Source organism: Ruegeria sp. HKCCE3926 (assembly GCF_017872515.1).
GTDB lineage: Bacteria > Pseudomonadota > Alphaproteobacteria > Rhodobacterales > Rhodobacteraceae > Ruegeria.
In genome coordinates this window covers 113,190-139,543 of the sequence record NZ_JAEDOU010000005.1, presented here as the reverse complement: position 1 = coordinate 139,543, position 26,354 = coordinate 113,190, and the positions used below count along the sequence as shown (strand labels likewise).

29 protein-coding genes are annotated in these 26,354 nt (G+C 59.3%); 5 read left to right on the top strand and 24 right to left on the bottom strand.

The genetic code is table 11. The annotated features are described in order from the left end of the window. From I9184_RS14225 to ruvC, 18 genes are all read right to left on the bottom strand, one after another. Complete coding sequence (locus tag I9184_RS14225; RefSeq protein WP_245218136.1) at positions 1–594, bottom strand: LytTR family DNA-binding domain-containing protein; 594 nt, start codon at positions 592–594, stop codon at positions 1–3. Positions 595–963: 369 nt separating this feature from the next. Continuing rightward, a complete protein-coding gene (gene folD / locus I9184_RS14220; RefSeq protein ID WP_171636839.1) occupies positions 964–1,854 on the bottom strand; it encodes a bifunctional methylenetetrahydrofolate dehydrogenase/methenyltetrahydrofolate cyclohydrolase FolD in 891 nt (296 codons plus the stop codon). 53 nt (positions 1,855–1,907) lie between these two features. Further along, the gene (locus I9184_RS14215; RefSeq protein WP_171636837.1) at positions 1,908–2,213 is read right to left on the bottom strand and encodes a chorismate mutase; all 306 of its coding nucleotides are present in this window, start codon (positions 2,211–2,213) and stop codon (positions 1,908–1,910) included. Positions 2,214–2,273: 60 nt separating this feature from the next. Next, the gene (locus I9184_RS14210; RefSeq protein WP_171170859.1) at positions 2,274–3,950 is read right to left on the bottom strand and encodes a formate--tetrahydrofolate ligase; all 1,677 of its coding nucleotides are present in this window, start codon (positions 3,948–3,950) and stop codon (positions 2,274–2,276) included. A gap of 144 nt (positions 3,951–4,094) precedes the next feature. Next, entirely contained in the window at positions 4,095–4,691 is a 597-nt protein-coding gene (locus I9184_RS14205; RefSeq protein WP_171636835.1) for an MOSC domain-containing protein, read from the bottom strand. 97 nt (positions 4,692–4,788) lie between these two features. Then, positions 4,789–6,702: an ATP-dependent zinc metalloprotease FtsH gene (gene ftsH / locus I9184_RS14200; protein ID WP_171636833.1), complete on the bottom strand. Its 1,914-nt coding sequence runs from the start codon at positions 6,700–6,702 to the stop codon at positions 4,789–4,791. 75 nt (positions 6,703–6,777) lie between these two features. After that, positions 6,778–8,037 (bottom strand): tRNA lysidine(34) synthetase TilS, encoded by a 1,260-nt coding sequence (gene tilS / locus I9184_RS14195; protein WP_348539537.1) that lies wholly within the window; start codon positions 8,035–8,037, stop codon positions 6,778–6,780. Continuing rightward, on the bottom strand, positions 8,028–8,852 hold the full coding sequence (gene ybgF / locus I9184_RS14190) for a tol-pal system protein YbgF (RefSeq protein WP_209834947.1): 825 nt from the start codon (positions 8,850–8,852) through the stop codon (positions 8,028–8,030). Before ybgF ends, tilS begins: the two co-directional genes overlap by 10 nt. A gap of 4 nt (positions 8,853–8,856) precedes the next feature. Continuing rightward, a complete protein-coding gene (gene pal, locus I9184_RS14185) occupies positions 8,857–9,363 on the bottom strand; it encodes a peptidoglycan-associated lipoprotein Pal (protein WP_209834945.1) in 507 nt (168 codons plus the stop codon). 72 nt (positions 9,364–9,435) lie between these two features. Further along, entirely contained in the window at positions 9,436–10,755 is a 1,320-nt protein-coding gene (tolB, locus tag I9184_RS14180; RefSeq protein ID WP_209834943.1) for a Tol-Pal system beta propeller repeat protein TolB, read from the bottom strand. Further along, positions 10,752–11,855 (bottom strand): energy transducer TonB, encoded by a 1,104-nt coding sequence (locus I9184_RS14175; RefSeq protein WP_209834941.1) that lies wholly within the window; start codon positions 11,853–11,855, stop codon positions 10,752–10,754. Before I9184_RS14175 ends, tolB begins: the two co-directional genes overlap by 4 nt. Positions 11,856–11,864: 9 nt before the next feature. Continuing rightward, positions 11,865–12,341: a protein TolR gene (tolR, locus tag I9184_RS14170; RefSeq protein ID WP_152457226.1), complete on the bottom strand. Its 477-nt coding sequence runs from the start codon at positions 12,339–12,341 to the stop codon at positions 11,865–11,867. A gap of 2 nt (positions 12,342–12,343) precedes the next feature. Further along, on the bottom strand, positions 12,344–13,039 hold the full coding sequence (tolQ, locus tag I9184_RS14165; protein WP_152457225.1) for a protein TolQ: 696 nt from the start codon (positions 13,037–13,039) through the stop codon (positions 12,344–12,346). A gap of 110 nt (positions 13,040–13,149) precedes the next feature. Further along, on the bottom strand, positions 13,150–13,533 hold the full coding sequence (ybgC, locus tag I9184_RS14160) for a tol-pal system-associated acyl-CoA thioesterase (protein ID WP_171636827.1): 384 nt from the start codon (positions 13,531–13,533) through the stop codon (positions 13,150–13,152). Further along, positions 13,530–14,153 (bottom strand): hypothetical protein, encoded by a 624-nt coding sequence (locus tag I9184_RS14155; RefSeq protein WP_171636956.1) that lies wholly within the window; start codon positions 14,151–14,153, stop codon positions 13,530–13,532. Before I9184_RS14155 ends, ybgC begins: the two co-directional genes overlap by 4 nt. Positions 14,154–14,216: 63 nt before the next feature. After that, positions 14,217–15,236, bottom strand: coding sequence for a Holliday junction branch migration DNA helicase RuvB (ruvB, locus tag I9184_RS14150; protein WP_171229583.1), 1,020 nt, complete (start codon positions 15,234–15,236; stop codon positions 14,217–14,219). 4 nt (positions 15,237–15,240) lie between these two features. Beyond that, entirely contained in the window at positions 15,241–15,918 is a 678-nt protein-coding gene (gene ruvA, locus I9184_RS14145) for a Holliday junction branch migration protein RuvA (RefSeq protein WP_171229582.1), read from the bottom strand. After that, the gene (gene ruvC / locus I9184_RS14140; RefSeq protein WP_152457220.1) at positions 15,915–16,412 is read right to left on the bottom strand and encodes a crossover junction endodeoxyribonuclease RuvC; all 498 of its coding nucleotides are present in this window, start codon (positions 16,410–16,412) and stop codon (positions 15,915–15,917) included. The genes ruvA and ruvC overlap by 4 nt, the downstream gene beginning before the upstream one ends. A gap of 333 nt (positions 16,413–16,745) precedes the next feature. Between ruvC and I9184_RS14135 the strand changes: the two genes are divergently transcribed. After that, a complete protein-coding gene (locus I9184_RS14135; RefSeq protein ID WP_171636824.1) occupies positions 16,746–16,961 on the top strand; it encodes a DUF1127 domain-containing protein in 216 nt (71 codons plus the stop codon). A gap of 110 nt (positions 16,962–17,071) precedes the next feature. Here I9184_RS14135 and I9184_RS14130 read toward each other — a convergent pair whose 3' ends face one another. The 4 genes from I9184_RS14130 to I9184_RS14115 form a co-directional block, all read right to left on the bottom strand. Beyond that, positions 17,072–17,428, bottom strand: coding sequence for a hypothetical protein (locus I9184_RS14130; RefSeq protein WP_245218135.1), 357 nt, complete (start codon positions 17,426–17,428; stop codon positions 17,072–17,074). Positions 17,429–17,517: 89 nt separating this feature from the next. Continuing rightward, positions 17,518–18,396 (bottom strand): 50S ribosomal protein L11 methyltransferase, encoded by an 879-nt coding sequence (locus I9184_RS14125; RefSeq protein ID WP_209834939.1) that lies wholly within the window; start codon positions 18,394–18,396, stop codon positions 17,518–17,520. 66 nt (positions 18,397–18,462) lie between these two features. Beyond that, positions 18,463–19,695 carry an MFS transporter gene (locus I9184_RS14120; protein ID WP_209834937.1) on the bottom strand — a complete coding sequence of 411 codons (1,233 nt, stop codon included), beginning with the start codon at positions 19,693–19,695 and terminating at the stop codon, positions 18,463–18,465. Positions 19,696–19,774: 79 nt separating this feature from the next. Further along, the gene (locus I9184_RS14115; protein ID WP_209834935.1) at positions 19,775–21,970 is read right to left on the bottom strand and encodes a primosomal protein N'; all 2,196 of its coding nucleotides are present in this window, start codon (positions 21,968–21,970) and stop codon (positions 19,775–19,777) included. An 88-nt stretch (positions 21,971–22,058) separates the two neighbouring features. On the opposite strand from I9184_RS14115, the gene fsa reads away from it, so the two are divergent. The 4 genes from fsa (at position 22,059) to I9184_RS14095 (ending at position 25,298) form a co-directional block, all read left to right on the top strand. Then, positions 22,059–22,712, top strand: a complete 654-nt coding sequence (fsa, locus tag I9184_RS14110) for a fructose-6-phosphate aldolase (protein ID WP_152457215.1) — start codon at positions 22,059–22,061, stop codon at positions 22,710–22,712. 197 nt (positions 22,713–22,909) lie between these two features. Next, complete coding sequence (locus I9184_RS14105) at positions 22,910–23,617, top strand: DUF484 family protein (protein WP_171636814.1); 708 nt, start codon at positions 22,910–22,912, stop codon at positions 23,615–23,617. Then, positions 23,614–24,534: a tyrosine recombinase XerC gene (locus tag I9184_RS14100; RefSeq protein WP_209834933.1), complete on the top strand. Its 921-nt coding sequence runs from the start codon at positions 23,614–23,616 to the stop codon at positions 24,532–24,534. Before I9184_RS14105 ends, I9184_RS14100 begins: the two co-directional genes overlap by 4 nt. A 68-nt stretch (positions 24,535–24,602) precedes the next feature. Continuing rightward, complete coding sequence (locus tag I9184_RS14095; protein WP_170344959.1) at positions 24,603–25,298, top strand: CDP-alcohol phosphatidyltransferase family protein; 696 nt, start codon at positions 24,603–24,605, stop codon at positions 25,296–25,298. Between the two features lie 21 nt (positions 25,299–25,319). Here I9184_RS14095 and I9184_RS14090 read toward each other — a convergent pair whose 3' ends face one another. Beyond that, entirely contained in the window at positions 25,320–25,787 is a 468-nt protein-coding gene (locus I9184_RS14090) for a hypothetical protein (protein WP_152457211.1), read from the bottom strand. A 76-nt stretch (positions 25,788–25,863) separates the two neighbouring features. Next, entirely contained in the window at positions 25,864–26,319 is a 456-nt protein-coding gene (locus tag I9184_RS14085) for a methylated-DNA--[protein]-cysteine S-methyltransferase (protein ID WP_209834931.1), read from the bottom strand. Positions 26,320–26,354: the final 35 nt, after the last annotated feature.

The following is a 26,354-nucleotide window of genomic DNA, read 5'->3' as shown; positions in this document are numbered from 1 at the left end:
TCAGATCAACCCGTCTTCTTCCAACTTCGGTTTGTACTTGCGGCTTACTGGAACCAGATCGCCGTTCATCAGGCGCAAAAAGGTTTTACCCGCTTTTTTTTCAAGCCCAACAATGGACGCGTCTACCACCCAATGTGACCGGTGCGAACAGTGCCCAGGGACCGGCTCCATCTCGGCAATTGCGTCCGTAAAGCGCGAGCGGACCGTGAACGTGCCTTCTGAAGTGACAATATCCACATTGTGGTCCCTGACCGTCAAACGATGGATTTGACCATCGAAGTCAGGCGGCAGACGCCTGATCAGGCGCGGCTTCTCGGCGTCCGGGGTCGAGGCCATCAATGGGTTCAGATCATTGCGTTGCACAAGAACCAAACCCGTTGCAAACAGGACCCCATATACCGCTACGGTCTGGGCGCCAGGTACTATGTGGCCCCCGCACGTGAACAGGACCCACGCCAATATCCAAAGGGACGGCGTGAACAGAACCAGGATCAGTGCCGCGAATGCCAGATCACGGACGGGAACATTCAACAGAACAGGGTTTTTCTGCATCAGCTTGCGCGCCAAACCGGTGACTGTCAGGGCAAGGACCATCACCCCGGTCCAGAAAAGAAGACGCAAACCGAAGCTCAGATCCGCAACCAGAAACGGAGGAAACGCGTAGGCAAGCAAGGGAAGAAAGACAAGGCCCGCCGTCACTCGCTGTGGGGTACAAGCATTCCGAATAGTGTTAATCCCAGACGTCATACCGCTTTTGTGCATGACTCAACAAAATTCAACCTTAGCACGACACGCACTGATGCACCTTACCTGTAACCAACTGGGAATACTGGGATATCACGATTTCTTAAGCTGTCAAACCCATTCAGGGCAAAATGGCTACAGCGTGCAACGATTGTCTCGCAGGGTCACGCACAACCGAGGAGTGTGCCGGGCCGATATGATCGACCCGACCAGATTGCCTTACGCAGTCAAACCTTCGGGTTCGGGCAGAGCGTTGGCGCGGCAGCACGCAGTCAAAGTGTTGGCCAACAGGCATGCAATGGTCATTGGACCTACACCACCCGGAACCGGAGTGATGGCGCCAGCACGCTGGGACGCGCTGGCATAGTCCACGTCACCGACCAGCTTGTTCTTTCCGTCGCGTTCGATGCGGTTGATGCCTACGTCGATCACGGTCGCGCCTTCCTTGATCCAGTCGCCCGGAACCATCTCGGGGCGGCCAACAGCGGCAACAACGATGTCGGCGCGGCGTACGACATCCGGCAGATCCTTGGTGCGCGAATGCGCGATGGTCACGGTGCAGCTGTCGCCCAGCAGCAGCTGCGCCATCGGTTTGCCCACAATGTTCGAGCGGCCGATCACAACGGCGTCCATGCCGGAAAGCGAACCGTGGTGGTCACGCAGCATCATCAGGCAGCCCAGCGGGGTGCAGGGCACCATCGATTTCTGACCGGTGCCCAGAAGGCCCACGTTCGAAATGTGGAAGCCATCCACATCCTTGGCCGGGTCGATCGAGTTGATCACCAGATCCTCGTTCAGGTGTTTGGGCAGCGGCAACTGAACCAGAATGCCATGCACGGCCGGGTCGTTGTTCAGCTTGTCGATCAGCGCCAGCAGGTCTTCTTCCGACGTCGCGGCGTCCAGTTTGTGCTCGTATGAGTTCATGCCGACTTCAACGGTCATTTTGCCCTTCGAGCGGACATAAACCTGGCTGGCTGGGTCTTCGCCCACAAGAACCACGGCCAGGCCGGGGGTGATGCCGTTTTCTTCTTTCAGCTTTGCGACCTGATCGGCAACTTGACCGCGCACTTTTGCGGCAAAGGCCTTACCGTCGATAACCTGAGCTACCATACTTCGATCCCTTCTTTCAAAAAACGGATCGGGCGCACAGAACGCCCGGTCAGTCAGTCGGTGCCAATCACGCGCTCTTCGCGTGCAATCGACCAGTCAATCAATATGCGCCACAGCTTCTCGGCCAGATCCGGGTCCATCCCCAGCGCGTCCGAGCTTGCACGCACGCGTTGCACCACCTCTTCGACGCGTTCCGGGATACGGGCCGGAAGGCCCTCGCCCGGTTTCAGCTGCGACGCGCGGTCGATATAGCTGGCGCGTGTCACCAGCATTTCGATCAGTTGGCGATCCAGCTTGTCGATCTCAGCCCGCAGCTCCTGCATCGTGTTGCAGTTCTGAGGCGGTGTCAGAGTGGGCATCGTCATCTCCTCATGGCCCGGGAATGAATCCCCGGACCACGAGATGTCCTATTCGGCGGCTTAGAACAAGCCCTCGATCTCACCTGCGTCATTGAGGCAGATGGTTTCGGCAGCCGGTTTGCGGGGCAGACCAGGCATGGTCATGATCTCGCCGCAGACGACCACGATGAAGCCCGCGCCCGCGCTCAGGCGTACCTCGCGCACCGGAACCGAATGGCCCGTGGGTGCACCGCGCAGCGATGGGTCGGTCGAGAAGGAATACTGCGTCTTGGCCATGCAGACCGGCAGGTTGCCATATCCGGCTTCTTCCCATTCACGCAGCTGGTTGCGGATCTTGTTGTCAGCCAGAACCTCGTCAGCGCGGTAGATGCGCTTGGCGATGGTTTCGATCTTCTCGAACAGAGGCATATCGTCGGGGTAGATCGGTGCGAAGTTCGCGGTGCCACCTTCGACGATTTCGACGACTTTCTCGGCCAATGGGGCAGACCCTTCGGAACCCAGCTCCCAGTGACGCGATAGAACCGCCTCGACGCCGTGCTCGCCACAATAGTCTTTCACCGCCTGAACTTCGGCATCGGTATCGGTGACGAAGTGGTTGATCGCGACGACAACCGGTACACCGAAGGATTTCACGTTCTCGATGTGACGGCCAAGGTTGGCACAGCCTGATTTGACGGCCTCAACGTTTTCCGCACCCAGATCGGCCTTGGCAACGCCTCCGTTCATCTTCATTGCCCGCACGGTCGCAACCAGCACCACAGCCGACGGGGCAATGCCCGCCTTGCGGCACTTGATGTTCATGAACTTCTCGGCACCCAGATCCGCACCGAAACCGGCTTCGGTCACGACATAGTCGGCAACTTTCAGAGCGGTCTTGGTCGCGATGACCGAGTTACAGCCATGCGCGATGTTCGCAAACGGGCCGCCGTGGACGAAGGCCGGGTTGTTTTCCAGCGTCTGCACCAGGTTCGGCTGCATCGCGTCCTTCAGCAGAACGGTCATCGCGCCTTCGGCCTTGATGTCACGGCAGTAGACCGGCGTCTTGTCGCGGCGGTAAGCAACGATGATGTCGCCCAGACGCTTTTCAAGGTCCTTCAGGTCGTTTGCCAGGCAGAGGATCGCCATAACCTCGGACGCCACGGTGATGTCAAAACCAGCTTCGCGCGGGAAGCCGTTCGATACACCACCCAGTGAAGCTGTGATCTGACGCAGGGCACGGTCGTTCATATCGACCACACGGCGCCATGCGACACGGCGGGTGTCGATCTCTTGCTCGTTACCCCAGTAGATGTGGTTGTCGATCATTGCCGACAGCAGCGAGTGCGCCGAGGTGATGGCGTGGAAGTCACCGGTGAAGTGCAGGTTCATCTCTTCCATCGGAACGACCTGCGCATAACCGCCACCCGCGGCGCCGCCCTTCATACCGAAGTTCGGGCCAAGCGAAGCTTCGCGGATACAGATCATCGCGTTCTTGCCGATGCGGTTCAGGCCGTCACCCAGACCCACTGTGGTCGTGGTCTTGCCCTCACCTGCCGGGGTCGGGTTGATTGCAGTCACCAGGATCAGCTTGCCGTCTTCGCGGTCCTGAACCGAGTTGATGAAGTTCTGGCTTACCTTCGCCTTGTCATGGCCGTAAGGCAGCAGATCCGCAGAGTCGATGCCGATCTTGGCACCGATTTCCTGAATCGGCTTTTTGTTCGCTTCGCGGGCGATTTCGATATCGGATTTGTAGCTCATTGGCCGGGGTCCTTGATTGAATACCGTGCAAAACCGACGCGAGGCGTCGGCGCTGTGCATTCCATACCCTTGTGTACAAACTCGATAGCCATGGATTCCGACATTCTGGCGTCGCGAAGCGTCGTAAGTTCGTTTCAGGGGTTTCTAATCGGAAACAAGCCCGTTTTCACAAGCCCAAACAGGTTGATCCGGAACAAACAGTTTCAGCCGGTCCCCCAGTTGAATGCGCCCCGGGCGTTCGACCCATCCCGTGACGCCCCGACGCCCGGCCGCCGCAGGCTTGAAAGCTGCGCCATGCCCCGGTTGATCCGCTTCGATCTCGCGCCCCGGCAGAACACAAGGGGCGTTTTCCATGTCCACTGTTATCGTCGCCCCGTTCGTTGCCTGAAGACGCGAGGACGGGGGAATATGAGAGAAATCCGGGATTCCGCGCAGCACAATGGAAGCCCCAAGATAGGACGGGTCAAGCTGATCCAACCCCATGTCCTGCGCAATTTGCTGCAACTCCTCCTCGGACAAAACTGAAAGCTGACGCACGTTGCGAATTTCAGTGCCTTTCGGGTAAAGGTTCGAGACCCGGACACAGGACGCCCGATTGAGGCCTTCGTGGCGCTCACCCTTCACGCCGTCAAAACCCAGATCCAGCGTATCAACAGCCTGGGCCCGCAAAGAGGTTCCCGCAGGGACATAGCCAAGCCAGACTGCTTCAGCGGCAAATTTGGTTTCACGCAAAAACGGCATAGCCTTCCCTTTTCATCCTTTTTCTTGCGCGCATATTGCCCGGCAAAACACCGATGAAAAGAAAAAAGACCCGGACTATGCGCCGGGTCTTTTTTGACTATGCGGTGGGTTCAGGCTCCATCCCGCCATCGGGCGGAGATTTCTTGGCCTTTGTCTTGGGAATGGCCGTGACACTGGGCGCGCTGCCTTCATCCGGCTTGTCGCCTTCATCATCCTCGCTGGGTGATTCACCATTCATAACGCGCTTGATCTCATCACCCGTCAGGGTTTCGTATTCAAGCAGGCCCTGCGCCAGGCGTTCCCATGCTTCGTGCTGTTCGGTCAGAATCTGGTGCGCGCGCTCATAACCCTGCTGGATAAGGCGTTTCACCTCTTCTTCGATCAGCTCTTTCGTATGGGCCGACACCGAGAACCCTGCGGTGTTGCCCTGATAGCCTTCATGCGCCTCGGCATAGTCGATGTTGCCAACCTTGTCCGACATGCCCCAGCGCATCACCATGGCACGCGCCAGCTGACTGGCCTGCATGATATCCCCGGCCGGGCCGTTCGAAACGTGGTCTTCACCGTATTTTATGACCTCGGCGGCTTTGCCGGCCATGGTCATGGCCAGCTTTTGCTCACACTCATCACGGTGGTAGTTCAGGCGATCCATTTCAGGCAGAGAAACCACCATACCCAGCGCACCACCGCGCGGAATGATCGTGGCTTTGTAGACAGGATCGCACAACGGCAGGGTCAGGCCGACAACGGCATGGCCGGCCTCGTGATAGGCTGTCTTTTCCTTCTGGTCCTGGGTCAGCACCATCGAGCGGCGCTCGGCGCCCATCATCACCTTGTCCTTGGCGTTCTCAAAGTCTTCCATGGTGACAAAGCGGCGACCCACGCGGGCGGCCATCAAAGCAGCCTCGTTCACGAGGTTCGCCAGATCGGCACCCGAGAAGCCCGGCGTGCCGCGAGCAATGATGCGCAGATCGACATCGGGGCCCAAAGGTGTCTTGCGCGCGTGCACGCCCAGAATCTTCTCACGGCCTTTGATGTCGGGGTTGCCAACGGTCACATTACGGTCAAAGCGGCCTGGACGCAGCAGTGCGGGATCCAGAACATCCTTACGGTTGGTGGCCGCCAGAATGATCACGCCTTCATTGGCCTCAAAGCCGTCCATCTCAACCAGCAACTGGTTGAGGGTCTGTTCGCGTTCGTCATTACCACCGCCGTAGCCAGCGCCACGATGGCGACCCACCGCGTCGATCTCGTCGATAAAGACGATACAAGGCGCATTCTTCTTGGCCTGTTCAAACATGTCCCGGACACGGGATGCACCGACACCCACGAACATCTCGACAAAGTCGGACCCTGAAATAGTGAAGAACGGCACACCCGCCTCACCCGCGATGGCACGGGCCAGCAAGGTCTTACCGGTGCCCGGAGGTCCGACCAGCAGCGCGCCCTTGGGGATCTTACCGCCAAGGCGGCTGAACTTCTGTGGATTGCGCAGGAATTCGACGATCTCTTCCAGTTCTTCCTTGGCCTCGTCGATGCCCGCGACGTCGTCAAATGTGACGCGGCCATGCTTTTCGGTCAGCATCTTGGCCTTCGACTTGCCAAAGCCCATCGCACCGCCTTTGCCGCCGCCCTGCATCCGGTTCATGAAATAGACCCAGACACCGATCAGCAACAGGAACGGCAACAGCGTGATCAGGAAAGACTGGAAGCCCGACTGCTGTTGCTTGACCGCTTGAACCGGGATGTTCTCATCGATCAAAAGCTTGGTGACCTCGGCATCGCCGGGTTTGATCGTGACGTAAGTCGCACCGCTCTCGGTCGTATAGCGGATCTGTTCACCATCCAGCGTCACGTTCTTGACTTCACCGCCTTGCACAGCGCCGACGAAATCGGAGTAAGTTCTTTCATTGCTCTGAAGCGTTCCGCCCGGTCCACTGAACAGATTGAACAGTGCAAGGATTAGCAGGAACAGAACGACCCAAAACGCGATATTGCGAGCGTTGCCCAAGGAAATTCTCCCAAAAGTTCCGGCAGGTGAGAAGCTGCCAAGTTACCTCTTAAAATAGAGAGGATTGTGGTATGTTCAATGCGATAAAAAAGATGCGTGGAACTCGGGCCATTCCGGCGTCGTGTCCGCGCGCCATCCATTCGCGAATCCCGCAAGCGGAGCGGCCAGCACCACGCCCCCCTTCCAGACCGCGGGCGTCGCACTCAAGGCCAGCCTGGGCCGGCCTGTTTCGCGCCATTCAGGCACCTGTCGCAGCCCGTCTTCACCCAGAGCGCGGATCTCGGCACCGGAAATTTCGGGACCGGTCAAGACCCATTTGCCATCCCAAACTTCGTCACGTGCTGAAATCCGAGCCTCCACGGCCTTGAATTCCCTGCAAATCCAAACACTCATCCCTTCCGGGACCAACAGGCAACCGCTGAGCGACCCTGCCCGCCCGTCGGTTATGGCCTTCATGGCCTGCTCGACCGCCGCCTGACGCGGGGGATATCCCTGCCCTGCGATCCAGGCAAGGCATCCAAGCAACACGCGGCGTCGGATTTCCTTGGGCAATGCGGCAAAACCGGCCCTGTTCACCTTCACGTCGCACTGTTCGATCTGGGCGACATTCCCTGCGGATTCCTGCGCAAAAACGCCCAGGGCTGCATTGGCCTGCGCCAGATTGTCGGCCACTCGCGACAGTGAAAGCGCATCAATTCCTAGTGGTTTGAGGCCGGACATGGCCTCTCGTGCCTTGATCCGGTCGAAACGAGGGTCCTGATTCGACGGGTCTTCGACCCATGTTGCGCCGATACCGGTCAGGTAGGCTCTCAGATCCTTGCGTGTGATCCCCAGCATTGGCCGCAGCAATGTCACCCCTTCCCATTGCCGACTTGCCGACATGCCGGACAGTCCCGTGACACCTGATGAACGACCCAATCGCATCAGCAACGTTTCCGCCTGATCATCTGCCGTGTGCCCCAACGCGATGGCGTCGATTCCGCGCTGTTGCGCCCAACCGGCAAGCAGGCTGTAACGCGCCTTGCGGGCCTCGTCCTGAACATTGCCCGATCCGTCCCAACCCGCCCAATGCAAAATGTCATGCGGCAGCCCCAAAGCAGCGGCCTGGCGCGACACTGTCACGGCCTCCTGCGCTGCGTCGGGGCGCAAGCCGTGATCGACCGTGGCCACAAAAAGGGCGATCTCTTCGTTTTGGGCGACTTGATGCAAAAGATGCATCAACGCCACGGAATCCCCACCGCCCGAGACCGCCACGCCCAGTTTTGGCGGAAGCCTTTCGGGAAGCCGGGCGCGAAGCTCTGCAAGCAGGTTTTCGCTGTGACGGTTCAAGAACACCCCAGCGCAGACATCTCTTGCGTCGCATCCGCAAACGCCGGTGCGGATGGAAAGCGCACGCCAACTTCGTTGAGCGTGATGCAGGCCTGATCGGTCTGCCCCAGACGCCCCAGCGCCGCGCCCAACTCGAACAGCGCCTCGGGGGCAAATGCGCCTTCGGAATCTCCGGTAAAGCTTGCCAAGAACGCCCGTGCCGCTTCGCGGGTGTCGCCAAGGCCTTCGAGCGCATGACCCCGTTTCAGATTCGCTTCGGGCGCCAGGGGGCTGCCAGGATAGTTCGCATCAAACTGCGCAAACAAATCAGCCGCAGTCTGGTAATTCCCATCGGCCAGTGCTTGCGATGCCGCGTCGAAATCCGCCCGCTCGCCCACGGCCAGTTCACCCTGATCGGTTTGGGATGGCGTGGCAGGCGTGATGACGGCCGTACCTACATCTGTGCCCTCTCCGCCCAGTGTGCTGGTCGGTTCGCCTGAAATCTCGCAGTTTGCCTCAAGCTCGCACAGGCGGAACTCCAGATCTCCGATGCGATTGGTGCCGTCTGAGACGATGTTTTGCACACGCTGGTTAAGCTGCTCGGTCTGACTGGTCAGGCGTTGCAGTTCCGCTTCAATGGCGTCAACCCGATCGAGAACCGAACTGCCGGACAAGTTTGGCGCGGGCGATCCTGTGGTGGAAAACTCGCGCTTCAGACGCTGAATTTCCACATGCAGCACCGTCAGCTCCTGACGTATGTCGGCCAGGGTTTGCTGATCCTGTGCCTGTGCAACACCGGCTGTCGCCATGACCGCCGCCAATACCCATCCTGCCATATGCATTGTCTTACCCCAGTGTTGATCCGGTCAGCACAGTCACTGCGCGGCGGTTCTTGGAATAGCATTCCTCAACGCTGCAAATCTCAATTGGGCGCTCCTTGCCGTAGCTGACGGTTTTGAGACGGTTGCCAGCAACACCGCGCGAAATCAGATACTCACGAGCGGCATTTGCGCGACGCGCACCCAGCGCAAGGTTGTATTCGCGGGTGCCCTGCTCGTCCGCGTGACCTTCGATCGTGGCAACAAAATCCGAATTGGCCAGAAGCCAGTCCGCTTGCCCTTGCAACACGGTCTGCGCCTGTGGTGTCAGGGTGGATTGGTCCACGGCGAACAGAACACGATCCCCGACGGTCTGCTGGAAATACGCAGGCGAACGCGGGTCACTGGGCGAGCCCGGTACGATTGCGCCTGTGCTACCAGCACCGCTGCCGCCCAAGGCGGATGGGTCATTGTTCGTACAGGCGGCGATCACACTCAGCGCGCCCAACGCCAGGACTTTGCTCAATACATTCATTTCAAGTGCCTCGTGTTTTGATTGTTGCCGCCTGTCTACCACAGGGACGATTCGTTGTGAACTTTGCTGCGATCAATTCTGTAGTGGGCCCCATGACGGATCACTGCCGCCATCCGGTGTACGCACCGGGCGCAGGTTGCGGCCCGAGATATCCACCGAATACAGCGAGGCCCGGCCGCTGGCGCCCTGCGTTTCACGGGTGAACATGATGACGCGGCCATTGGGCGACCAGGTTGGGCCTTCATCCAGAAACGAGGCGGTCAACAAGCGTTCCTCTGATCCGTCCGTGCGCATCACCCCGATGTGGAAGCGGCCCTGATTTTGCTTGGTAAAGGCAATCAGATCGCCGCGCGGCGACCATACCGGCGTGCCATAACGACCCGAGCCAAAGCTGATCCGCGTTGCCTCGCCGCCATTCGCGGGCATCACGTAAAGCTGCGGCGTGCCCGAACGGTCGCTTTCAAACACGATCCGGCTGCCATCCGGCGAATAGCTGGGGGCGGTTTCAATCGCCGGCGTGTTGGTTAGACGCGTGCTTTGGCCCGACGCCAGATCCATTTTCCACAGGTCCGTGTTTCCCCCCTGAATCAAGGAATACACGATCGACCGGCCATCCGGCGAAAAGCGGGGCGAGAAGCTCATGGTTCCGTCCTGCGTCTTCAGTTCCTGTCGTTTGACGCGGCCCACATCCAGAACATAGATGCGCGGGCTGCCGCTTTCATAGCTGGTGTAAAGCAACCGATCGCCAGTAGGCGAAAAGCGCGGCGCCAGAACGATTGCGGCACTGTCGGTCATGTACTGCACGTTCGCCCCATCATAATCCATGATAGCCAGACGTTTCAGGCGTTGGTTTTTCGGTCCACTTTCCGAAACAAAGGCCACGCGGCTGTCAAAATAACCGCCCTCGCCTGTAATCCGGCTGTACACCTGATCTGCCACTTTGTGGGCCATGCGCCGCCAGCCCTCGGTGGTGCCTGCCAATTGCAACCCATTGCCCAGCTCCTGACCCGAAAACACATCCCAGACCCGGAACCGAACCGTGAGGTTCTTGCCCGAAACATTGACCGCCCCCGTAATCAGCGCATCGGCATTGATCGCTTTCCAATCGGCAAACTGAACTGGTGCTTCGAAGCTGCTGACCCGACTGATGAAGGCATCCGAAGAGATCTCGCGGAACAACCCGGTTCCTGTCAGATCAGCCGCCACCACGCGCGAGATGTCCTGTGCATATTGCGCCGCTGACGGACCATCGGGAACAAAGTTCGGCACCGCAAAGGGCAATGGTTCGATAATGCCCTGGTCCAACTCCAGTCGCAGGGGACCGTTCTGTGCAAGAACCGGCGCAGACATCAGCGTCAGGCCGACAAAGAGGCTGGTCAGAAGTTTTATCATTTGATCCGCATCCTCTCGGGATTGAATGTAATCTCAACATCCTGCCAATGAGCGTATTTGTCAGCAGGCAAATCATATCCTCTGGCCCCGCAGCGCAAAATCGCGCGCCGGGCGGCCTGATAAGCCTGATTGGCCGCACCAGCAGACCCACCAGAACTGTCCAGCATCCGAATGCTGCCATCCACAACCGTACCATCACGGTTTAGCGAAAAAGCCACAACGACCACAGTACTCAGTGCATCCGTAGACAAAGAGCCCACATTCCAGCACTTGGACACGGCCAATCGCATCGCGTCCTTCTCGCCGCTGGTCAGCGGTGGGCCGGATGGCTGGGTTCCACCGCCCAAGGCTTCGGCCAGAGCGTCATTGATCGCGGCCTCGTCGGCTTGCGCGTCAGGTTCGGGCGCCGCCTCGGGCGTCTCTGCCACAACGGGTTCGGGCGGTGGGCTTGGGCGGTTCGGACGCACCCGCGGTCGAGGTGACGTAAGCGGAGACTGCTCTTTGGTTTCCTCTGCCTCGGTCACGATCTCAGGGGCCGCTTCTTCCGGCGCGGTCTGATCCTGTTGTTCTTGCTGAACCTCGGCGCCCTCGTCCAGAGACACCGGCGGCGTTTCGAAATCATCCGGTTTTGCCTCGGGCGGTGGTGGCGCTATGGCCTCGGGGGCAACACGATCGGATGGGCGCGGCTGCGCCTCGGGTCCCGGAGGCACAGGCTGTGCGACAGGTTCGACCTCGGGCTCTGTCAGTACCGGCAGCTCATCCGGCACGTCCGGTTCCGGCGGTGCTTCGACGATAACGGGGGCAGGCTCGGGTTCGGGTTCGGCAGGCACGACGGGTTCAGGGCGCGGCTGTTCCTCGACCAAAGGTTCTGGCGGCGTGCTATCAGCCTGTGGTTCGGGCGGTTGTTGCAATGCCGTCGGCACCTCTGGGATATCAGGCGCATCCCGCTGGGCCGTCATGGCCGCGAATTGTTCAGCGGTTATCACGGACACATCCTGTACGGCCATCGGCAAAGGCTCGGACCGGAAGGTACCGCCAAAAAGCGCCGCTCCGATCAGGCTGACATGCGCAATCGCCGAAATCTTGGTGCCGGTATCCACCGTGCGCCCTCACTCTCCACCTTCGTCCAGCGTCGGCCCGCCCGTATCGGTCACAAGCCCAACGTTGGAAAACCCGCCCGCGTTCAGCGCGCCCATGACCTGCATGACCTGCGCGTAAGGAATCGCGCCATCGGCGCGCAGGAAAACCCGGTCACTGCTCCGCTCTGCGGCGATGGCCCGCAGCTTGCCGATCAGTTCCTCGCGCAACACGTCAGTTGTCTGGATCTGCACACGTCCATCTGCCGTCAGGGTTACGGTCAAAGGTTCTTCATTGTCACCGGGCAAAGCACTGGCGGCGGTCTTGGGCAGATCTACCGGAACACCGACCGTCAGCAATGGCGCGGCCACCATGAAGATAATCAGCAAAACCAGCATGACATCCACAAACGGTGTCACGTTGATCTCGGCCATGGGTTGCGCACGACCGCGACGCCGACCGCGTCTGCGCCCGTTTCCACCCGAGGATTGCTGAACCGCCGCGCCCATTGTCAGCTGTCCAACTGGCGCGACAGGATGGTCGCGAACTCGTCAGCAAAGGCCTCATAGCCGCCCACGATGCGGTCACAGTCTGCACTGAGCTTGTTGTAGAAAATAACCGCCGGGATCGCGGCCAGAAGGCCGAGCCCCGTTGCCAATAGTGCCTCGGCAATACCCGGGGCCACGACCGCCAGGTTGGTATTCTGCTGTTCGGCGATTTCAATAAACGCATTCATGATGCCCCAGACGGTACCAAACAGGCCGATGAACGGCGCAGTCGATCCAACCGTGGCCAGTATGGGCAGACCTTTCTGCAAGGTCTCTGCCTCTTTCGCTATGGCCACATCCATGGACCGGTCTATCCGCGCGGTCGCTCCGGCAATCAATCCGCCATCATTTCGGTGCGACCTGCGCCATTCGATCATTCCGGCCGCAAAAATCTTTTCAGAACTGCCATCCGGCTGGGTTCCGATCTGCTCGAACAGCTCGTCCAAAGGGTTGCCGGACCAGAAGCTCTCGTCAAATGCCTGCGCCTCGCGACGGGCCGCGCGGTAATTTATCAGCTTCTGGATAATGATGCCCCAGGACCAGATGGATGCACCGATCAGCATCAACATCACCAATTTGACGATAAAGGTCGCGCGGGCATACAGCCCCCACATGGAGAAATCGATCTCCTGCGCCAGCGCCAGCGTTTCAGCTTCCATGAACCTGCTCTTTGTTTTTGCCTGACGGCCGTTTGTTTGGCCTTGTTTTGCCAAACGCTAACGCAGTTGGGGCTGAAATGCCAATAGAACCACCCCTGACCCGCAAATTGTTACATCAATGCGCGAATCTCTGCCGGAAGCCGGATCGGCCTGCCATCCTTGTTGATACACACGGCAGTGACCGAGGCGCGAAAAATCTCGGTCTCGCCACGCCGGACCAGCTGCGCCATGGTCAGCCGCACACCCGAGATTTCCGTGACTTCGGTTTCGACGATCAGTTCGTCATCGAACCTGGCGGGCGAAAGGTAATCGGCCTCGACCCGCCGCACGACCCAAACAATGCCTTCTTCCCGCATCGCGTTCTGGTCATTGCCCAGATTGCGCACCCAATCCGAACGCGCACGTTCGATATACCGCAGATAGTTCGCGTGATAGACGACGCCGCCCATGTCGGTGTCTTCATAATATACACGAACCGGGTAGGAATGTTTCATTGCGGTGGCTCCAACCGGGCAAACAACCTGAGCGCATGAGACGCATCCTGCGCCGAACCGGGCAAAACCGGATCGTAAGCAGCCCGAATCAACGCAGCAATATCGGGGCGCAGGATCGTCGTTTCGCCCGCCACGGCCAGCGGAGATTGCGTCCGAAACGCAGTATCGGACCAAAGCAGGATGGTCTGCACCACCTGGCTCAGCGCCAGCGTTTCCGCCGGTATCTTGGACAACTGCTTGTCCATGCGCAGAAAAACAAAAGCCGCGCGGATCGCACCGTCTTCTTCAAACCGGAAGATGCGGTACTGGTTTGCATCCGCTTTAACCAAGCGCCCGACCAACGGTGCCAGATCCGGGATCAGACGATCAAGATCCGGCACGTCCAGCAGCTCTTTCCAATCCCGGAAAAAGAAGACCATGCAGTTGGCACCAAGTTCGGGGTCGGTTTCGGCCATTTTGTGACCGGCCAAGGTGACAACCGCCTCGAAGGCGCCCTTCACAGTGGACAGCGTTTCATCTTCAACGCCAAACACAATCGGCACGATGGGTCGTCCCCAACGGGCAAACAGAAACTCACCGCTTTCGCGCGTGAACAGCGCCTCAATCTCTTCCGGTGTCACGGTCAAGCCTTCATCTTTTCGAAAATACTCTCGCTGAAGGCATAAATTTTCCAAGCGCAAGCTTCAACCGAACAGATCGCTCTGCCGCTTGGGTGCAGCCATGCCCAGATGCGTCCAGGCCTTTTGCGCCAACATCCGCCCACGCGGTGTCCGCTGGATCAACCCCTGTTGCAACAGAAAGGGCTCGATCACTTCTTCCAGCGAGTCCCGGCTTTCAGACAGCGCGGCTGACATCGTTTCGATCCCGACAGGACCACCACCGTAATTTTCGGCGATCAGTTTCAGATATCGGCGGTCCGCACCATCCAGCCCCAAATGGTCCACACCCAGCCGCGTCAAGGCTCCGTCAGCCAGTTCGCGGGTGATCCGCCCATCTCCTTCGACAATGGCGAAGTCCACCACCCGGCGCAGCAGACGTCCGGCGATGCGCGGTGTACCGCGCGACCTGCGCGCAATCTCGCGTGCGCCCTCATCATCTGCCGGAGCGCCGAGTTTCCGCGCGTTTCGGGTGACGATCTCATGCAGTTCATCCACGGTGTAGAACTGCAACCGGGTCGGAATACCAAACCGGTCGCGCAAAGGTGTGGTCAGCAAACCCATGCGCGTCGTGGCCCCGACAAGCGTGAAGGGTTGCAACTCGATCCGAACCGTTCGCGCAGCGGGCCCCTCGCCGATCACCAGATCAAGCTCGAAATCCTCCATCGCGGGGTAAAGCACCTCTTCCACCGCCGGGTTCAGGCGGTGGATTTCGTCGATGAACAGGACATCACGCGCTTCGAGATTGGTCAGGATCGCAGCCAGATCGCCCGCTTTCGCCAGAACCGGCCCGGACGTCATGCGAAAATTCACCCCCAGTTCACGCGCCATGATCTGCGCCAGCGTCGTCTTGCCCAACCCCGGAGGGCCATGGAACAACGTGTGATCCATCGCCTCGCCCCGCTGGCGGGCGGATTGGATGAAGATGCGCAGATTGGCGCGTGCCTCGGCCTGACCGATGAACTCATCCAAGCCCTGCGGGCGCAATGCGCGGTCGTTGTCCTCGGGCAATGGGTCCGGGCGCACAGTGGGATCAGCGTCTACCATTCATTCAGCCTTTCGGAGCCAGCAATTGCAGGGCGGCACGGATCAAACCCGCTTCGTCTGCATCCGGGTTGTTGGCGGCGGCCTCGGCAACCGCGGCTGCTGCATCCGACGGCCCATAACCCAGATTGGACAAGGCAGACAGCGCACCCGCTGATGCCGCAGCGGCCCCAGAGGCTGGTTTTGGCGTCCGCTTCGGAGCAGGCGCTGCCTCGACAGGCTCTACAACTTCGATCGAAGGGCCATCCATCGCATCAATCACCGTGCCACCCATGGCCATCACGCCCGGCGCCTTGTCCTTGAGGTCCAGAACGATCCGCTGCGCTGTTTTCGGCCCCACACCTTTCGCCGCCTTGACCGCCGCCCAATCTCCCAGTGCGATTGCGCGGCTGACACCGTCCGGCCCCAGCGCGCTGAGGATCGCCAGAGAGACTTTCGCTCCGACCCCCTGAACCGAGCACAAAAGGCGATGCCATTCCTTCTCGACCAGCGAAAGAAAGCCATAAAGCTGCATCAGGTCTTCGCGCACGACCATGTCCGTATAGATCGAAACCGCCTCGCCCACGCCCGGCAGTGCCGCCATGGTCCGGTCAGAGCAATAGACGATGTATCCCACCCCCCGGACATCGATCAGCACGTGATCTGCGGCGCGATAGTCCAGCCTTCCGGTGAGTTTTCCGATCATGCCCGCACCTCTTTCACACGCACCTGTTGGGTCTTGCCGTAATAGGCATGGCAAATCGCAATCGCCAGAGCATCGGCTGCATCCGCCCCTTTGGGTTGACATCCGGGCAATTGCAGTTTGACCATGTGCAGCACCTGCTCTTTTTCCGCGTGCCCCACACCCACGACCGTTTTCTTGACCCGGTTCGGGGCGTATTCCCCAACCGGCAAACCAGCCTGAGCCAGTGTCAGCAACGCAACCCCACGCGCCTGACCCAGTTTGAGCGTACCGGCACCGTCCTTGTTCACAAAGGTCTGTTCGATGGCTGCCTGGTCCGGTTGGTGATCGGCGATGACTTCGACAATCTGGTTGTGGAGAGACAACAACCGCTCACCCAGATCATCCCCATCCGACTTGCACAAACCGTTGGCCACGTGGCTCAGGCGGCTGCCATTTGATTCGATGACGCCCCACCCCAGGGTCCTAAGCCCCGGATCAATGCCCAGAATTCGCATGTTTTGCCTCGGCCTGCTCGGGTTCTGTGATCTTTTTTCAACGCCTAGCACGAAGCGTGAACATTTTCCAAGCGAATTGACCCAAGGCCTGAAAACGACACCCCTGTCCCAAGGGCGACTCAACGTGCCGTTTGCGACTTCAAAAAGTCTGAATTCGACACTTTTGTGAACGCGTTTTCACCAATTATTTAAGGGGATTACAGCCTTTTGCAGCATTGCAGAAAACGCATAGGACACATGCAAAAACTGAACTTGTGCGGGCGATTTGGCGGCACTAGATGCCGGGCAGATCGCAAGACTGCAAAGTGAACACCAACCAGAAGGAAACAGGATATGGCTGCACTGGACACCACCCGCTTCGCCTCCACTGGCTCGTTCGGCCTCGTTGGCCGTATCGGCGCATTTTTCGTATCGGCCGTGAACGCAGCTGTCGAATGGAATGACGCCCGCGTTACCCGCAACGCGCTGACCGGTCTGAGCGATCGTGAACTGGAAGATATCGGCCTGTGCCGCGGCGACATTGACGCCATCGCCCAAGGTCTCCGGTAATACCGACCACTACTCGCATTCGCCCCTTCCTCCTCCCTTGAGGGGCAAACAAAAACACCGCGCGCCCCGGGCACGCGGTGTTTTTTTTGGAAACTGAGTCAAATTGAGATTCAGTATAAAACCTTGTTGAGTTGCACGGCAATCGCCTGCGACACCGGGTCGATCTGCATCACCCAGGCACCTGCTTTTTCGACCGATGTGCCTTCGTTCAAACTGTCGATCCGATATTGGTATCCGGTCGGGCCAAGGCTGGACAAAAGAAACGCCTTGAACGCCACAACACTCAGAAGCGTAAGCAACAGCACCCTGGCCGGCACTGCCGAGCTTACCCGCTGCGGCTTCATGACGACCAGGCCATCCTTGCGCATCGTCGCGCGATAGCCACGGCTCATCTTTTGATGTTTTTTGTTCAGGCGATTAACGCGCTGAGTGAACTCCAGTTGTTTACCCGTCATGGCAGCCTCCAAAAACCGCCCCCCTCGACTTCAGTCAGAAAACGGTAAATAGAGAATACGACAAAAACGTGGCAAAATTCTACGAAACTCCTGCAAATGGCCTAGTTTGCGCCCTGTTTCATTAAGATTAGGGTCGTCCATTCACCAATCTCACCTCTATGAGCAAGATTGAATTCATTTTGAGAATAAACAGACACCACATCATCGGCCTGTTCGTTGAGGATCCCCGACAGGATTGCATACCCTCCGGGACGCAGATTCGCCGCGATTTCCGGCGAGAGGGCGACCAGAGGACCTTTCAGAATATTGGCAAAGATCAGGTCGTAGGGTGCGTGTGCCCTGAGATCGGGGTGGTCGAATCCCGCGGCTTCCACGCACCGTACGGCACCGGACATCCCGTTCGCCTTGAGATTGGCTTCGGCCACGTCAACGGCCACTTCATCAATGTCACTGGCAATGATCTCGCCGTCCCAAACCCGGGCTGCGGCCATGGCCAGAACGGCGGTGCCGCAGCCGATATCTGCCACTTTCGTAGCGGTGAACCCTTCGTCCAGCAATCTGTCAAAGGCCTTGAGGCAACCCAACGTCGTACCATGGTGGCCGGTGCCAAAGGCCATTGCGGCCTCGATCAGCAATGGAATGCGACCTTCGGGCAGCTTGTCGGCATCATGGCTTCCATAGACAAAGAAACGCCCCGCCTCGACGGGTGCAAGCTCGCGTCGCACATGCGCAACCCAGTCGGTTTCCGGCAGCTCTGAAACAACAAACGGTTTGGCGTCGAACGCCGCGGCCAGAACCGCCAGCGCGGTCTCGTCAGGGGCTTCGGTGAAATATCCGCCGACCTCCCACAGGCCGGATCCGTCTTCGACTTCGAACACACCAACGCCGGTTGGCTCTGGCTCCAGACGTTCCATCGCCTCGCCCAGACCTTCGGCGGCCTTCTTACCTGTCAGCGTCGTCAGTGCGGTGAATGTGGGCATTGGGGCCTCCTGTCTCGATTGACACCGCGCCTAGGACGCCGCGCCGTCAAGGTCAAGCGCCGAGACCTATTCCGCAGGGGCCGGAGCGTATTTGGTCAGGATGGTCTCGTTGCCAGGCTCGGGGTGACGCGGGATCAACAGGGACAACAGCAGCGAAACGATCGCCATCGCCGCGGCCAGGCCAAACACAGCGCCCGGCGACACGACCCAAAGCAGGCCAAGCAAAGCGGGCAAAAACACCGCCGCAATATGATTGATCGTAAAGGCCACCGCAGCGGTCGGCGCGATGTCAGCAGGGTCAGCGATTTTCTGGAAATAGGTTTTCAATGCCAAAGCCAGCGCAAACAGCACGTGGTCGATCACATAAAGGATTGCCGCAAGCAGAACGCCCCAACCGAACCAATAGATGCCGCCATAGGCTGCGAACACGATGGCCAGGCCGGTATATTCAAATATCAGCGTGCGCTGCTCACCGAACTTTGCCACCGCCTTTCCCAGCAATGGGGCGGCCAACATGTTGATCATCAGATTGATCAGATAAAGGCTGGTGAGCTCATGCACTTCAAAGCCGAATTTCTCGACCATCATGAACCCGGCAAAAACGACAAATATCTGCCGCCGCGCGCCTGCCATGAACTGCAATGCATAATACAGCCAATACCGGCGACGCAGGATCAGCTTCTTGGTCTGCGGCGTGGGCGCATCGAATTGCGGATAGGCGAACAGACAGAACAGTGCCAACGCAGCCGTAACTCCACCCGACGCCATGAATACAAAGTTGTAGGACAGATCAAAGCGATCCCAGGTCAGTACGATCAGCCCATACACCACCATGGTCGCCGCCGATCCCATCGCAACCAGCCATCCCAGCACCTGCGGAGCACGATCCTTGGGCAGCCACTGCAATTGAAGCGACTGGTTTACGGTCTCGTAGTAATGGAACCCGATCGAACTGAACAAGGTCACAAACAGCAACCCGCCCAGGCTGGGGAACCACGCGGTCACCGCCGTTGCGACACCAAGCATCATCAGCGAGATCATCGCCAGCACCTGCTCGCGAATGAAAATGATGACGGCAATCACCCCAACCGCCAGAAACCCCGGAATCTCGCGCACCGTGTGCAGCAGACCGATATCCGCGCCATCAAAGTTCGCCACCTCAATAACAAAGTTGTTCAGCAACGCGCTCCATGCGTTGAACGCAATGGGCATGGTCAGCGCCATCATGAACAACAGCGTGATGGGGCGGCGCCAGAACGGCAGGCTCTGCGCCTCTGTAAGGGGCATGGGTTTCAGCATGAGACCCCTCTACGCCCATTTCGCTGCTTTGGCGAGAGGGAAGCGGTCTGCGCACAATCACCCTGCACAGATGCAGAGGTCAGTAAAAATTCTGTGGGTCGATATCGACGGTCAGGCGGATATCGCCCTTCAGGCGCAACGGGGCGATCCAGCGGGCAATGGCATCCTGAATCGGCGCCCCTTTCGGGGCTTTCACCAACAAGCGCACTCTGTGGCGACCGCGTATACGTGCAATAGGTGCCGGCGCCGGGCCAAAGACCTGAGCACCGATCGCGCGCAGGGGCGAATCGTTGCGGGCCATTGCATTGCCGATATCGAAGACCGGCCCGACCTCGGGGCCCGACAACACGATCCCGGCCATGCGACCATAGGGCGGCACGCCTGCCGCCTGCCGACCCGCTGCCTCGGCTTTCCAGAACCCTTCCTCATCACCCGACAGGATGGCCCGGATCACCGGGTGTTCCGGTTGAAATGTCTGCAAAAGCGCCTGCCCTGGCTTGTCCGCCCGTCCCGCGCGCCCAGCCACTTGCCGCATCAATTGAAACGTACGCTCAGCCGCGCGCAGATCCGCGCCGTGCAGAGACAGGTCAGCGTCAATCACACCGACCAATGTGAGCTTGGGAAAGTTGTGCCCCTTCGCCACCAACTGCGTACCGATGATAATGTCGGCATCCCCGGCGGCGATCTCTTCTATCTTGGCTTTCAATGCCCGGGCTGAACCAAAAAGATCAGAACTCAGCATTGCGATTTTCGCCTCGGGGAAGGTCGCCTCGGCTTCTTCCCCCAGCCGTTCGATCCCCGGCCCGACCGGGGCCAGCTTGCCTTCCACGCCGCAGGAGGGGCAATCTTCGGGCATCGGCTTGGTTTCGCCGCATTGGTGGCACATCAATCGCTTGAGAAACCGATGCTCGACCATGCGTGCGTCGCACTGATCACAGGCGATCTGCTCGCCACAGGCCCGGCACAAGGTCACCGGCGCATAGCCACGGCGGTTGATGAACAACAGCGATTGTTCACCTTTTTCGATCCGCTGCTGCACCGCTTGCCGCAAAGACGGAGAAACCCACGTTCCGGGCTGCATCTGCTCGGCCCGCATGTCGATGGGCTTCATCTCGGGCAATACCGCCGCCCCAAAACGCGAGGTCAGGTCAAGCCTTTCGTACTTGCCCGCCTCGGCATTGGCCCAACTTTCAAGCGAAGGTGTCGCACTGGCCAGGATCACCCGCGCGCCACAGATCGCCGAGCGCAGAACCGCCATGTCGCGTGCGCTGTAGTGCACGCCGTCTTCCTGTTTGTAGGACGTGTCGTGTTCTTCATCGACGACCACAAGCCCCAGATCGCGGAATGGCAGAAACAGCGCCGACCGGGCGCCAACGACCAGTTGCGCATTGCCTTGCCCGACCATCCGCCAGACCCGCCGCCGTTCCGTCATGGTTGCGCCGGAATGCCATTCCGCCGGGCGCGCACCGAACCGCGCCTCGACCCGAGTCAGAAATTCTGCGGTCAGGGCGATCTCGGGCAGCAGGACCAAGGCCTGCCGCCCCATGCGCAGCGCCTCGGCCACGGCCTCCAAATAGACCTCGGTCTTACCGGAACCGGTAACGCCTTTCAGCAGCGTGGTGCCGTAATCACCGGTCCGCTGCCCGGCCTGAAGCCGTTCGACCGCCGCTGCCTGATCCGCTGTCAGGTCTTTCCCGGGAAGGTCCGGATCAAGATGAGGATAAGGCAGGTCGCGCGGGCTGTCCTCTTCGCGCACGGCGCCTTGTTTGACCAACCCTTTGACAACAGATGACGTTACACCCGCCTGCTCGGCGAGCTCTTTCAAGGTAAAAGCCAGCCCGCCGTAGTCGCGCAATACCCCCAGAACCCGGGTCCGCGCATCGGTCAATCGGTCTGGTTGGCCTTCACCCAACCGATAGACCTTGCGCATCGATGGCGGATCACCCAAGCCCGGTGCCCGCGTCGCCAGACGCAGCATCGCAGGCATTGGTGTCAGAGTGTAATCGGCGACCTTTTCCAGAAACACCCGCATCACTTCACGCATCGGTGCAACGTCAAGAACCCGGATTACCGAGCGCGCCTTGCTCAGGTCAAAGCCGCCCTGCCCCGGCCCCCAAACCACCCCAAGCACCTTGCGCGGGCCCAAAGGAACCTCGACAAACGCGCCCAGAACGCACCCGCCTTCGGGCGCTTTGTAATCCAGCGTCCGGTCAAGCGGCTGCGTTGTAAGCACCGCAACCAGCTCTCCTTGGTCGAAAAATCCGTTAGCGCTCACGGCATATCCTTCGCAGGGGGTTCCAGCAGGGGTCTCTTTGAGGTAAAGCCATCCGCGACCAAGGCCAACCCATCAAAGGACTGCCCTCATGAAATTCTTCGTAGACACCGCCGAGATCGACGCCATTGCCGAACTGAACGATCTGGGCATGGTGGACGGCGTAACCACCAACCCTTCGCTGATCCTGAAGTCAGGTCGCGACATTCTGGAAGTGACCAAAGAGATATGTGATCTGGTCGATGGCCCGGTATCGGCCGAGGTTGTCGCCACCGAAGCTGACGACATGATCGCCGAAGGCCGCAAACTGGCCAAGATCGCACCGAACATCGCGGTCAAAGTTCCGCTGACATGGGCCGGTTTGAAAACCTGCAAGACGCTCAGCGACGAAGGCCAGATGGTCAATGTGACGCTCTGCTTCTCGACCAATCAGGCGATTCTGGCTGCGAAAGCGGGCGCGACATTCATCTCGCCTTTCATCGGTCGGCTTGACGATATCAACCTCGACGGCATGGACCTGATCGCAGACATCCGTCAGGTCTATGACAACTACGGGTTCGAGACCGAAATCCTTGCTGCATCGATCCGTACCGTCAACCACGTGACCGACAGCGCCCGCATCGGAGCCGACGTGATCACCGCACCGCCTGCCGTAATCAAGAAGCTGGCCGACCATCCGCTGACCGACAAAGGTCTGGAAACCTTTCTGGCCGACTGGGCCAAAACCGGTCAGAAAATCCTCTGATCTGGCTTGCAACCGCGCGGCGCCATCAGGCGCCGCGCCCGGCCCAACGGCCAAATGCCTGATCTGTGATCGGGCATGGCGGGCGGGAGCCCCTTGCCACAACATGCAAGGAAATCCACCCTTGCGTGCATTTTTTCCAAGGCAAATCCGGTCCGGCATGTTATAAGCCGCGACAACAAAAAAAGACCGGACGGGACATGAGCAGCACCCCCAAACTCGAGGATAACCTCCGCGCGGCAATTCTGGCCGAGCCGGATGTCGTACTGGACGACAAAGACCTGATGCAGGCGCTTGTCGCTGCCAACGAGCAAGCGCGCGGCGACAACGTGATAGACCTGCGCGGCATTGCAATGCAACGGCTCGAGGCGCGGCTGGATCGGCTGGAAGACACCCACCGTTCCGTCATCGCTGCGGCCTATGAAAACCTCGCGGGCACCAATCAGGTCCACCGCGCCATTCTGCGATTGCTGGAACCTGTCGAGTTCGAAGATTTCCTGCGCGCGCTGGGCGCCGATGTGGCGGACATCCTGCGCGTCGACAGCGTTACGCTGGTTCTGGAAACAACCGTGGTTCAGAACGATCCCGCAATCGACACGTTGGGCGGGGTCCTGACGATCGCGGAACCCGGCTTCATCGACCGGTACCTGACCATTGATCGCGGCGGTCCTGCGCGGGATGTGATCTTGCGGGAAATCCACCAGCCAAACCGACGTATTTTCGGGTCACAGGCCGATCAGCTTCGTTCCGAGGCCTGCCTTAAGCTGGACCTCGGGGCCGGTCGCCTTCCGGGCATGATCGTCATGGCCGCCCGCGACCCGCGGCATTTCACCCCGCAGCTGGGCACCGATCTTCTGGCCTTTTTTGCCGGCGTGTTCGAACGCTCGATGCGCCACTGGTTGTCGTGAGCCTGATCTCGCCCGCCTGCCGCGACGCGCTTCAGCATTGGCTGGACAGCCTGAGCGCGCTTGCTGGACGATCCGAGAATACGCTAAACGCCTATCGTGGCGATGTCGTCGAGTTTCTGTCGTTCATGACCCTGCATCACGCCGAACGGCATGGCCTGAAGGCGCTGGAACGGATCACGGTGTCGGATATGCGCGCCTGGATGGCGGATCAGCGCGGCGCGGACGTCAACGCGCGGTCTTTGGCGCGCAAACTGTCGGCGGTCAAAAGCTTCTACCGTTGGCTGGCAGAGCGTGAGGGGTTCGAGCCCACCGCCGTTCTGTCCACCCGCGCGCCGAAATTTACCAAGAAACTGCCCCGTCCGCTGGCCGAAGATGCAGCCCGCGCCATGATCGATACAGTGGAACTGCAATCCACATCCGACTGGGTCGCGGCGCGCGACGTCGCGGTTGTCACGCTGCTGTACGGATGCGGCCTGCGCATATCCGAGGCGCTGTCCCTGACCGGAGCGGACGCGCCTTTGCCCACCACGCTGCGCATCGTCGGGAAAGGCGACAAAGAGAGGGTCGTACCGGTTCTTCCTGCCGCCCGCGAAGCGGTCGACGGATACCTGAAGCTGTGTCCCCATCCACAAGCACAGGACAAAGCCCTGTTTCGAGGCGTCCGTGGCGGGCCATTGAACCCGCGTGCAATCCAAGGGGTCATGGCCAAGGCACGTATGCAATTGGGGCTGCCCTCAACCGCAACACCCCACGCGATGCGGCACAGCTTTGCCACCCACCTGCTGTCAGCCGGAGGCGACCTGCGTGCCATTCAAGAGCTTCTAGGCCACGCCTCTTTGTCGACGACGCAGGCCTATACGGCAGTGGACACTGCGCGGTTGATGGAGGTCTACAACAGCGCGCATCCCAAAGCCTGAAGTGCACATGACTCGAAAACCCGGGCTTTTGGTTTGCATCTCGGACGCGCATCAGTCATGACGCTCGCATGACACTCAGATTCAAAGCTCTTTCCGTTCATCTCTTTACTGCAACAGGCGCTGTTTTTGCCATGTTGGCCATGCTGGCCGCGGTCGAAGAGAAATGGAGCCTTATGTATCTTTGGCTTGTCGTGTCTTTCATTGTAGACGGTATCGATGGCCCGTTGGCGCGACATTATCACGTCAAGCACAACGCGCCCGAGTTCGACGGCGTTCTGCTGGATCTGATCATCGATTACCTGACCTATGTGTTCATTCCGGCTTTTGCCCTGTTCAAATCGGGGCTGATGGACGGCTGGACCGGATGGTTCGCGATCATCGTCATCACATTTGCCAGTGCGATGTATTTCGCGGATACACGCATGAAGACCAAGGACAATTCCTTTTCCGGTTTTCCCGGGTGCTGGAACATGTTCGTGATCGTGATCTTCGCACTGGAACCGAATTTCTGGATCATCCTGCTGCTGGTCACCCTGCTGTCGCTGGCCATGTTTCTACCGCTGAAATTCGTGCATCCCGTGCGCACCGAGCGCTGGCGCAGCCTGACCTTGCCGATGGCGCTGGCATGGACGTTCTTCGCGGGTTGGGCCGCATGGGTCGATTTTCACCCCGAAAGCTGGGCCCATTGGGGGCTGGTCATCACCAGCCTGTACCTGACCTTCGCAGGCATCGCTCAACAGGTTGTTCCGCAGCGCCACGCCTGACGCAGCGCTGCCCGTCCCGTTTTACAGAACGTCCTGCACCTCGAACTCGGTGCCGTTATGGGTAAAGACGTCGCCCTTTTGCAGACCTGCCATCGCCAGATATATCGGGCTTTGGGTTGAAATGCCCATATAGGTCTTGCCATCCACTTCAAACCGCGTTGTCGAGACACACACGACAAATCTGCGGTTGTTGAACTTGATCACAGCTCCTGGCCTGACCGTGTCGGCAAGGCTGAAATCGGTATTTTCGATGACATCAATCTTGGCATGATGCGCATGAACCGGGGCATCGAAGGCAGCCGCCAGATCGGCGTTTTCCCGCGATGCGGCAATGTCATCCTTGTCGTGACCTTCCCTGTCATCCAACTGGGCATCTTTCAAAAACGCATCGTAATGCGCCTGCGCCGTTGCAAGCTCTTGCGCTTCAAGCGACATCAACCGGTCGATAATGGCCTTCTTGCGGGCTGCACGGTCTTGTTCAGTGGTCATGCAATGCGGTCCTTCAAATTCAGCAATGGTTACAAGTTGTGTCTGCAAAAAGCGGATTGCAACCGAATTTCGACGCTCAGATCAAAAGACCTGCCGCCCGCTCATGCCGCAACAGGGCAACTTTCGTCTCAACACCACCGTCGCCCGAAAAACCGCCCAGGCCATTTGCGGCCAGTACCCGGTGGCAGGGAATGATCACGGGAATGGGGTTTGATCCGCAGGCTTGGCCAACCGGCTGGGCGGGTTGCCCCAGTTCTTTGGCGATATCGCCATAGGTGCGCGTTTCTCCAAGCGGGATGGCATACATCAGGTCACAGACCCGCTTTTGAAACTCTGAACCGTCAATGTGATACGGCAGATCGAAACGGTCAAGCCGCCCTTGATCATAGGCCCTCAACTGGGCGGCGGCTTCGCGCAGCAGCGCAGTCGGCTCACCCTCGTCCCTGCCGTTCCAGACAAGCCGTGCAAGGGCCCCGTCCGTTTCTTCAACACCAAGTCGTCCGAACTGAGTTTCAACGGAAATCATCGCCATAAACCGACGGTTTCAGATCAAAGCGCCAAGCACAA

Coding starts and splice junctions, on each gene's coding strand:
- folD (WP_171636839.1), bottom strand. CDS start 1,854: ATGGTAGCTCAGGTTATCGACGGTAAGGCCTTTGCCGCAAAAGTGCGC.
- I9184_RS14215 (WP_171636837.1), bottom strand. CDS start 2,213: ATGCCCACTCTGACACCGCCTCAGAACTGCAACACGATGCAGGAGCTG.
- I9184_RS14135 (WP_171636824.1), top strand. CDS start 16,746: ATGGCTGCACTGGACACCACCCGCTTCGCCTCCACTGGCTCGTTCGGC.
- ruvC (WP_152457220.1), bottom strand. CDS start 16,412: ATGCGAATTCTGGGCATTGATCCGGGGCTTAGGACCCTGGGGTGGGGC.
- tolQ (WP_152457225.1), bottom strand. CDS start 13,039: ATGGAAGCTGAAACGCTGGCGCTGGCGCAGGAGATCGATTTCTCCATG.
- I9184_RS14120 (WP_209834937.1), bottom strand. CDS start 19,695: ATGCTGAAACCCATGCCCCTTACAGAGGCGCAGAGCCTGCCGTTCTGG.
- ruvA (WP_171229582.1), bottom strand. CDS start 15,918: ATGATCGGAAAACTCACCGGAAGGCTGGACTATCGCGCCGCAGATCAC.
- I9184_RS14085 (WP_209834931.1), bottom strand. CDS start 26,319: ATGGCGATGATTTCCGTTGAAACTCAGTTCGGACGACTTGGTGTTGAA.
- I9184_RS14225 (WP_245218136.1), bottom strand. CDS start 594: ATGGTCCTTGCCCTGACAGTCACCGGTTTGGCGCGCAAGCTGATGCAG.
- pal (WP_209834945.1), bottom strand. CDS start 9,363: ATGAATGTATTGAGCAAAGTCCTGGCGTTGGGCGCGCTGAGTGTGATC.
- ybgC (WP_171636827.1), bottom strand. CDS start 13,533: ATGAAACATTCCTACCCGGTTCGTGTATATTATGAAGACACCGACATG.
- I9184_RS14090 (WP_152457211.1), bottom strand. CDS start 25,787: ATGACCACTGAACAAGACCGTGCAGCCCGCAAGAAGGCCATTATCGAC.
- I9184_RS14095 (WP_170344959.1), top strand. CDS start 24,603: ATGACACTCAGATTCAAAGCTCTTTCCGTTCATCTCTTTACTGCAACA.
- ruvB (WP_171229583.1), bottom strand. CDS start 15,236: ATGGTAGACGCTGATCCCACTGTGCGCCCGGACCCATTGCCCGAGGAC.
- fsa (WP_152457215.1), top strand. CDS start 22,059: ATGAAATTCTTCGTAGACACCGCCGAGATCGACGCCATTGCCGAACTG.
- tolR (WP_152457226.1), bottom strand. CDS start 12,341: ATGGGCGCGGCGGTTCAGCAATCCTCGGGTGGAAACGGGCGCAGACGC.
- I9184_RS14125 (WP_209834939.1), bottom strand. CDS start 18,396: ATGCCCACATTCACCGCACTGACGACGCTGACAGGTAAGAAGGCCGCC.
- I9184_RS14210 (WP_171170859.1), bottom strand. CDS start 3,950: ATGAGCTACAAATCCGATATCGAAATCGCCCGCGAAGCGAACAAAAAG.
- I9184_RS14205 (WP_171636835.1), bottom strand. CDS start 4,691: ATGCCGTTTTTGCGTGAAACCAAATTTGCCGCTGAAGCAGTCTGGCTT.
- ybgF (WP_209834947.1), bottom strand. CDS start 8,852: ATGCATATGGCAGGATGGGTATTGGCGGCGGTCATGGCGACAGCCGGT.
- I9184_RS14105 (WP_171636814.1), top strand. CDS start 22,910: ATGAGCAGCACCCCCAAACTCGAGGATAACCTCCGCGCGGCAATTCTG.
- tolB (WP_209834943.1), bottom strand. CDS start 10,755: ATGATAAAACTTCTGACCAGCCTCTTTGTCGGCCTGACGCTGATGTCT.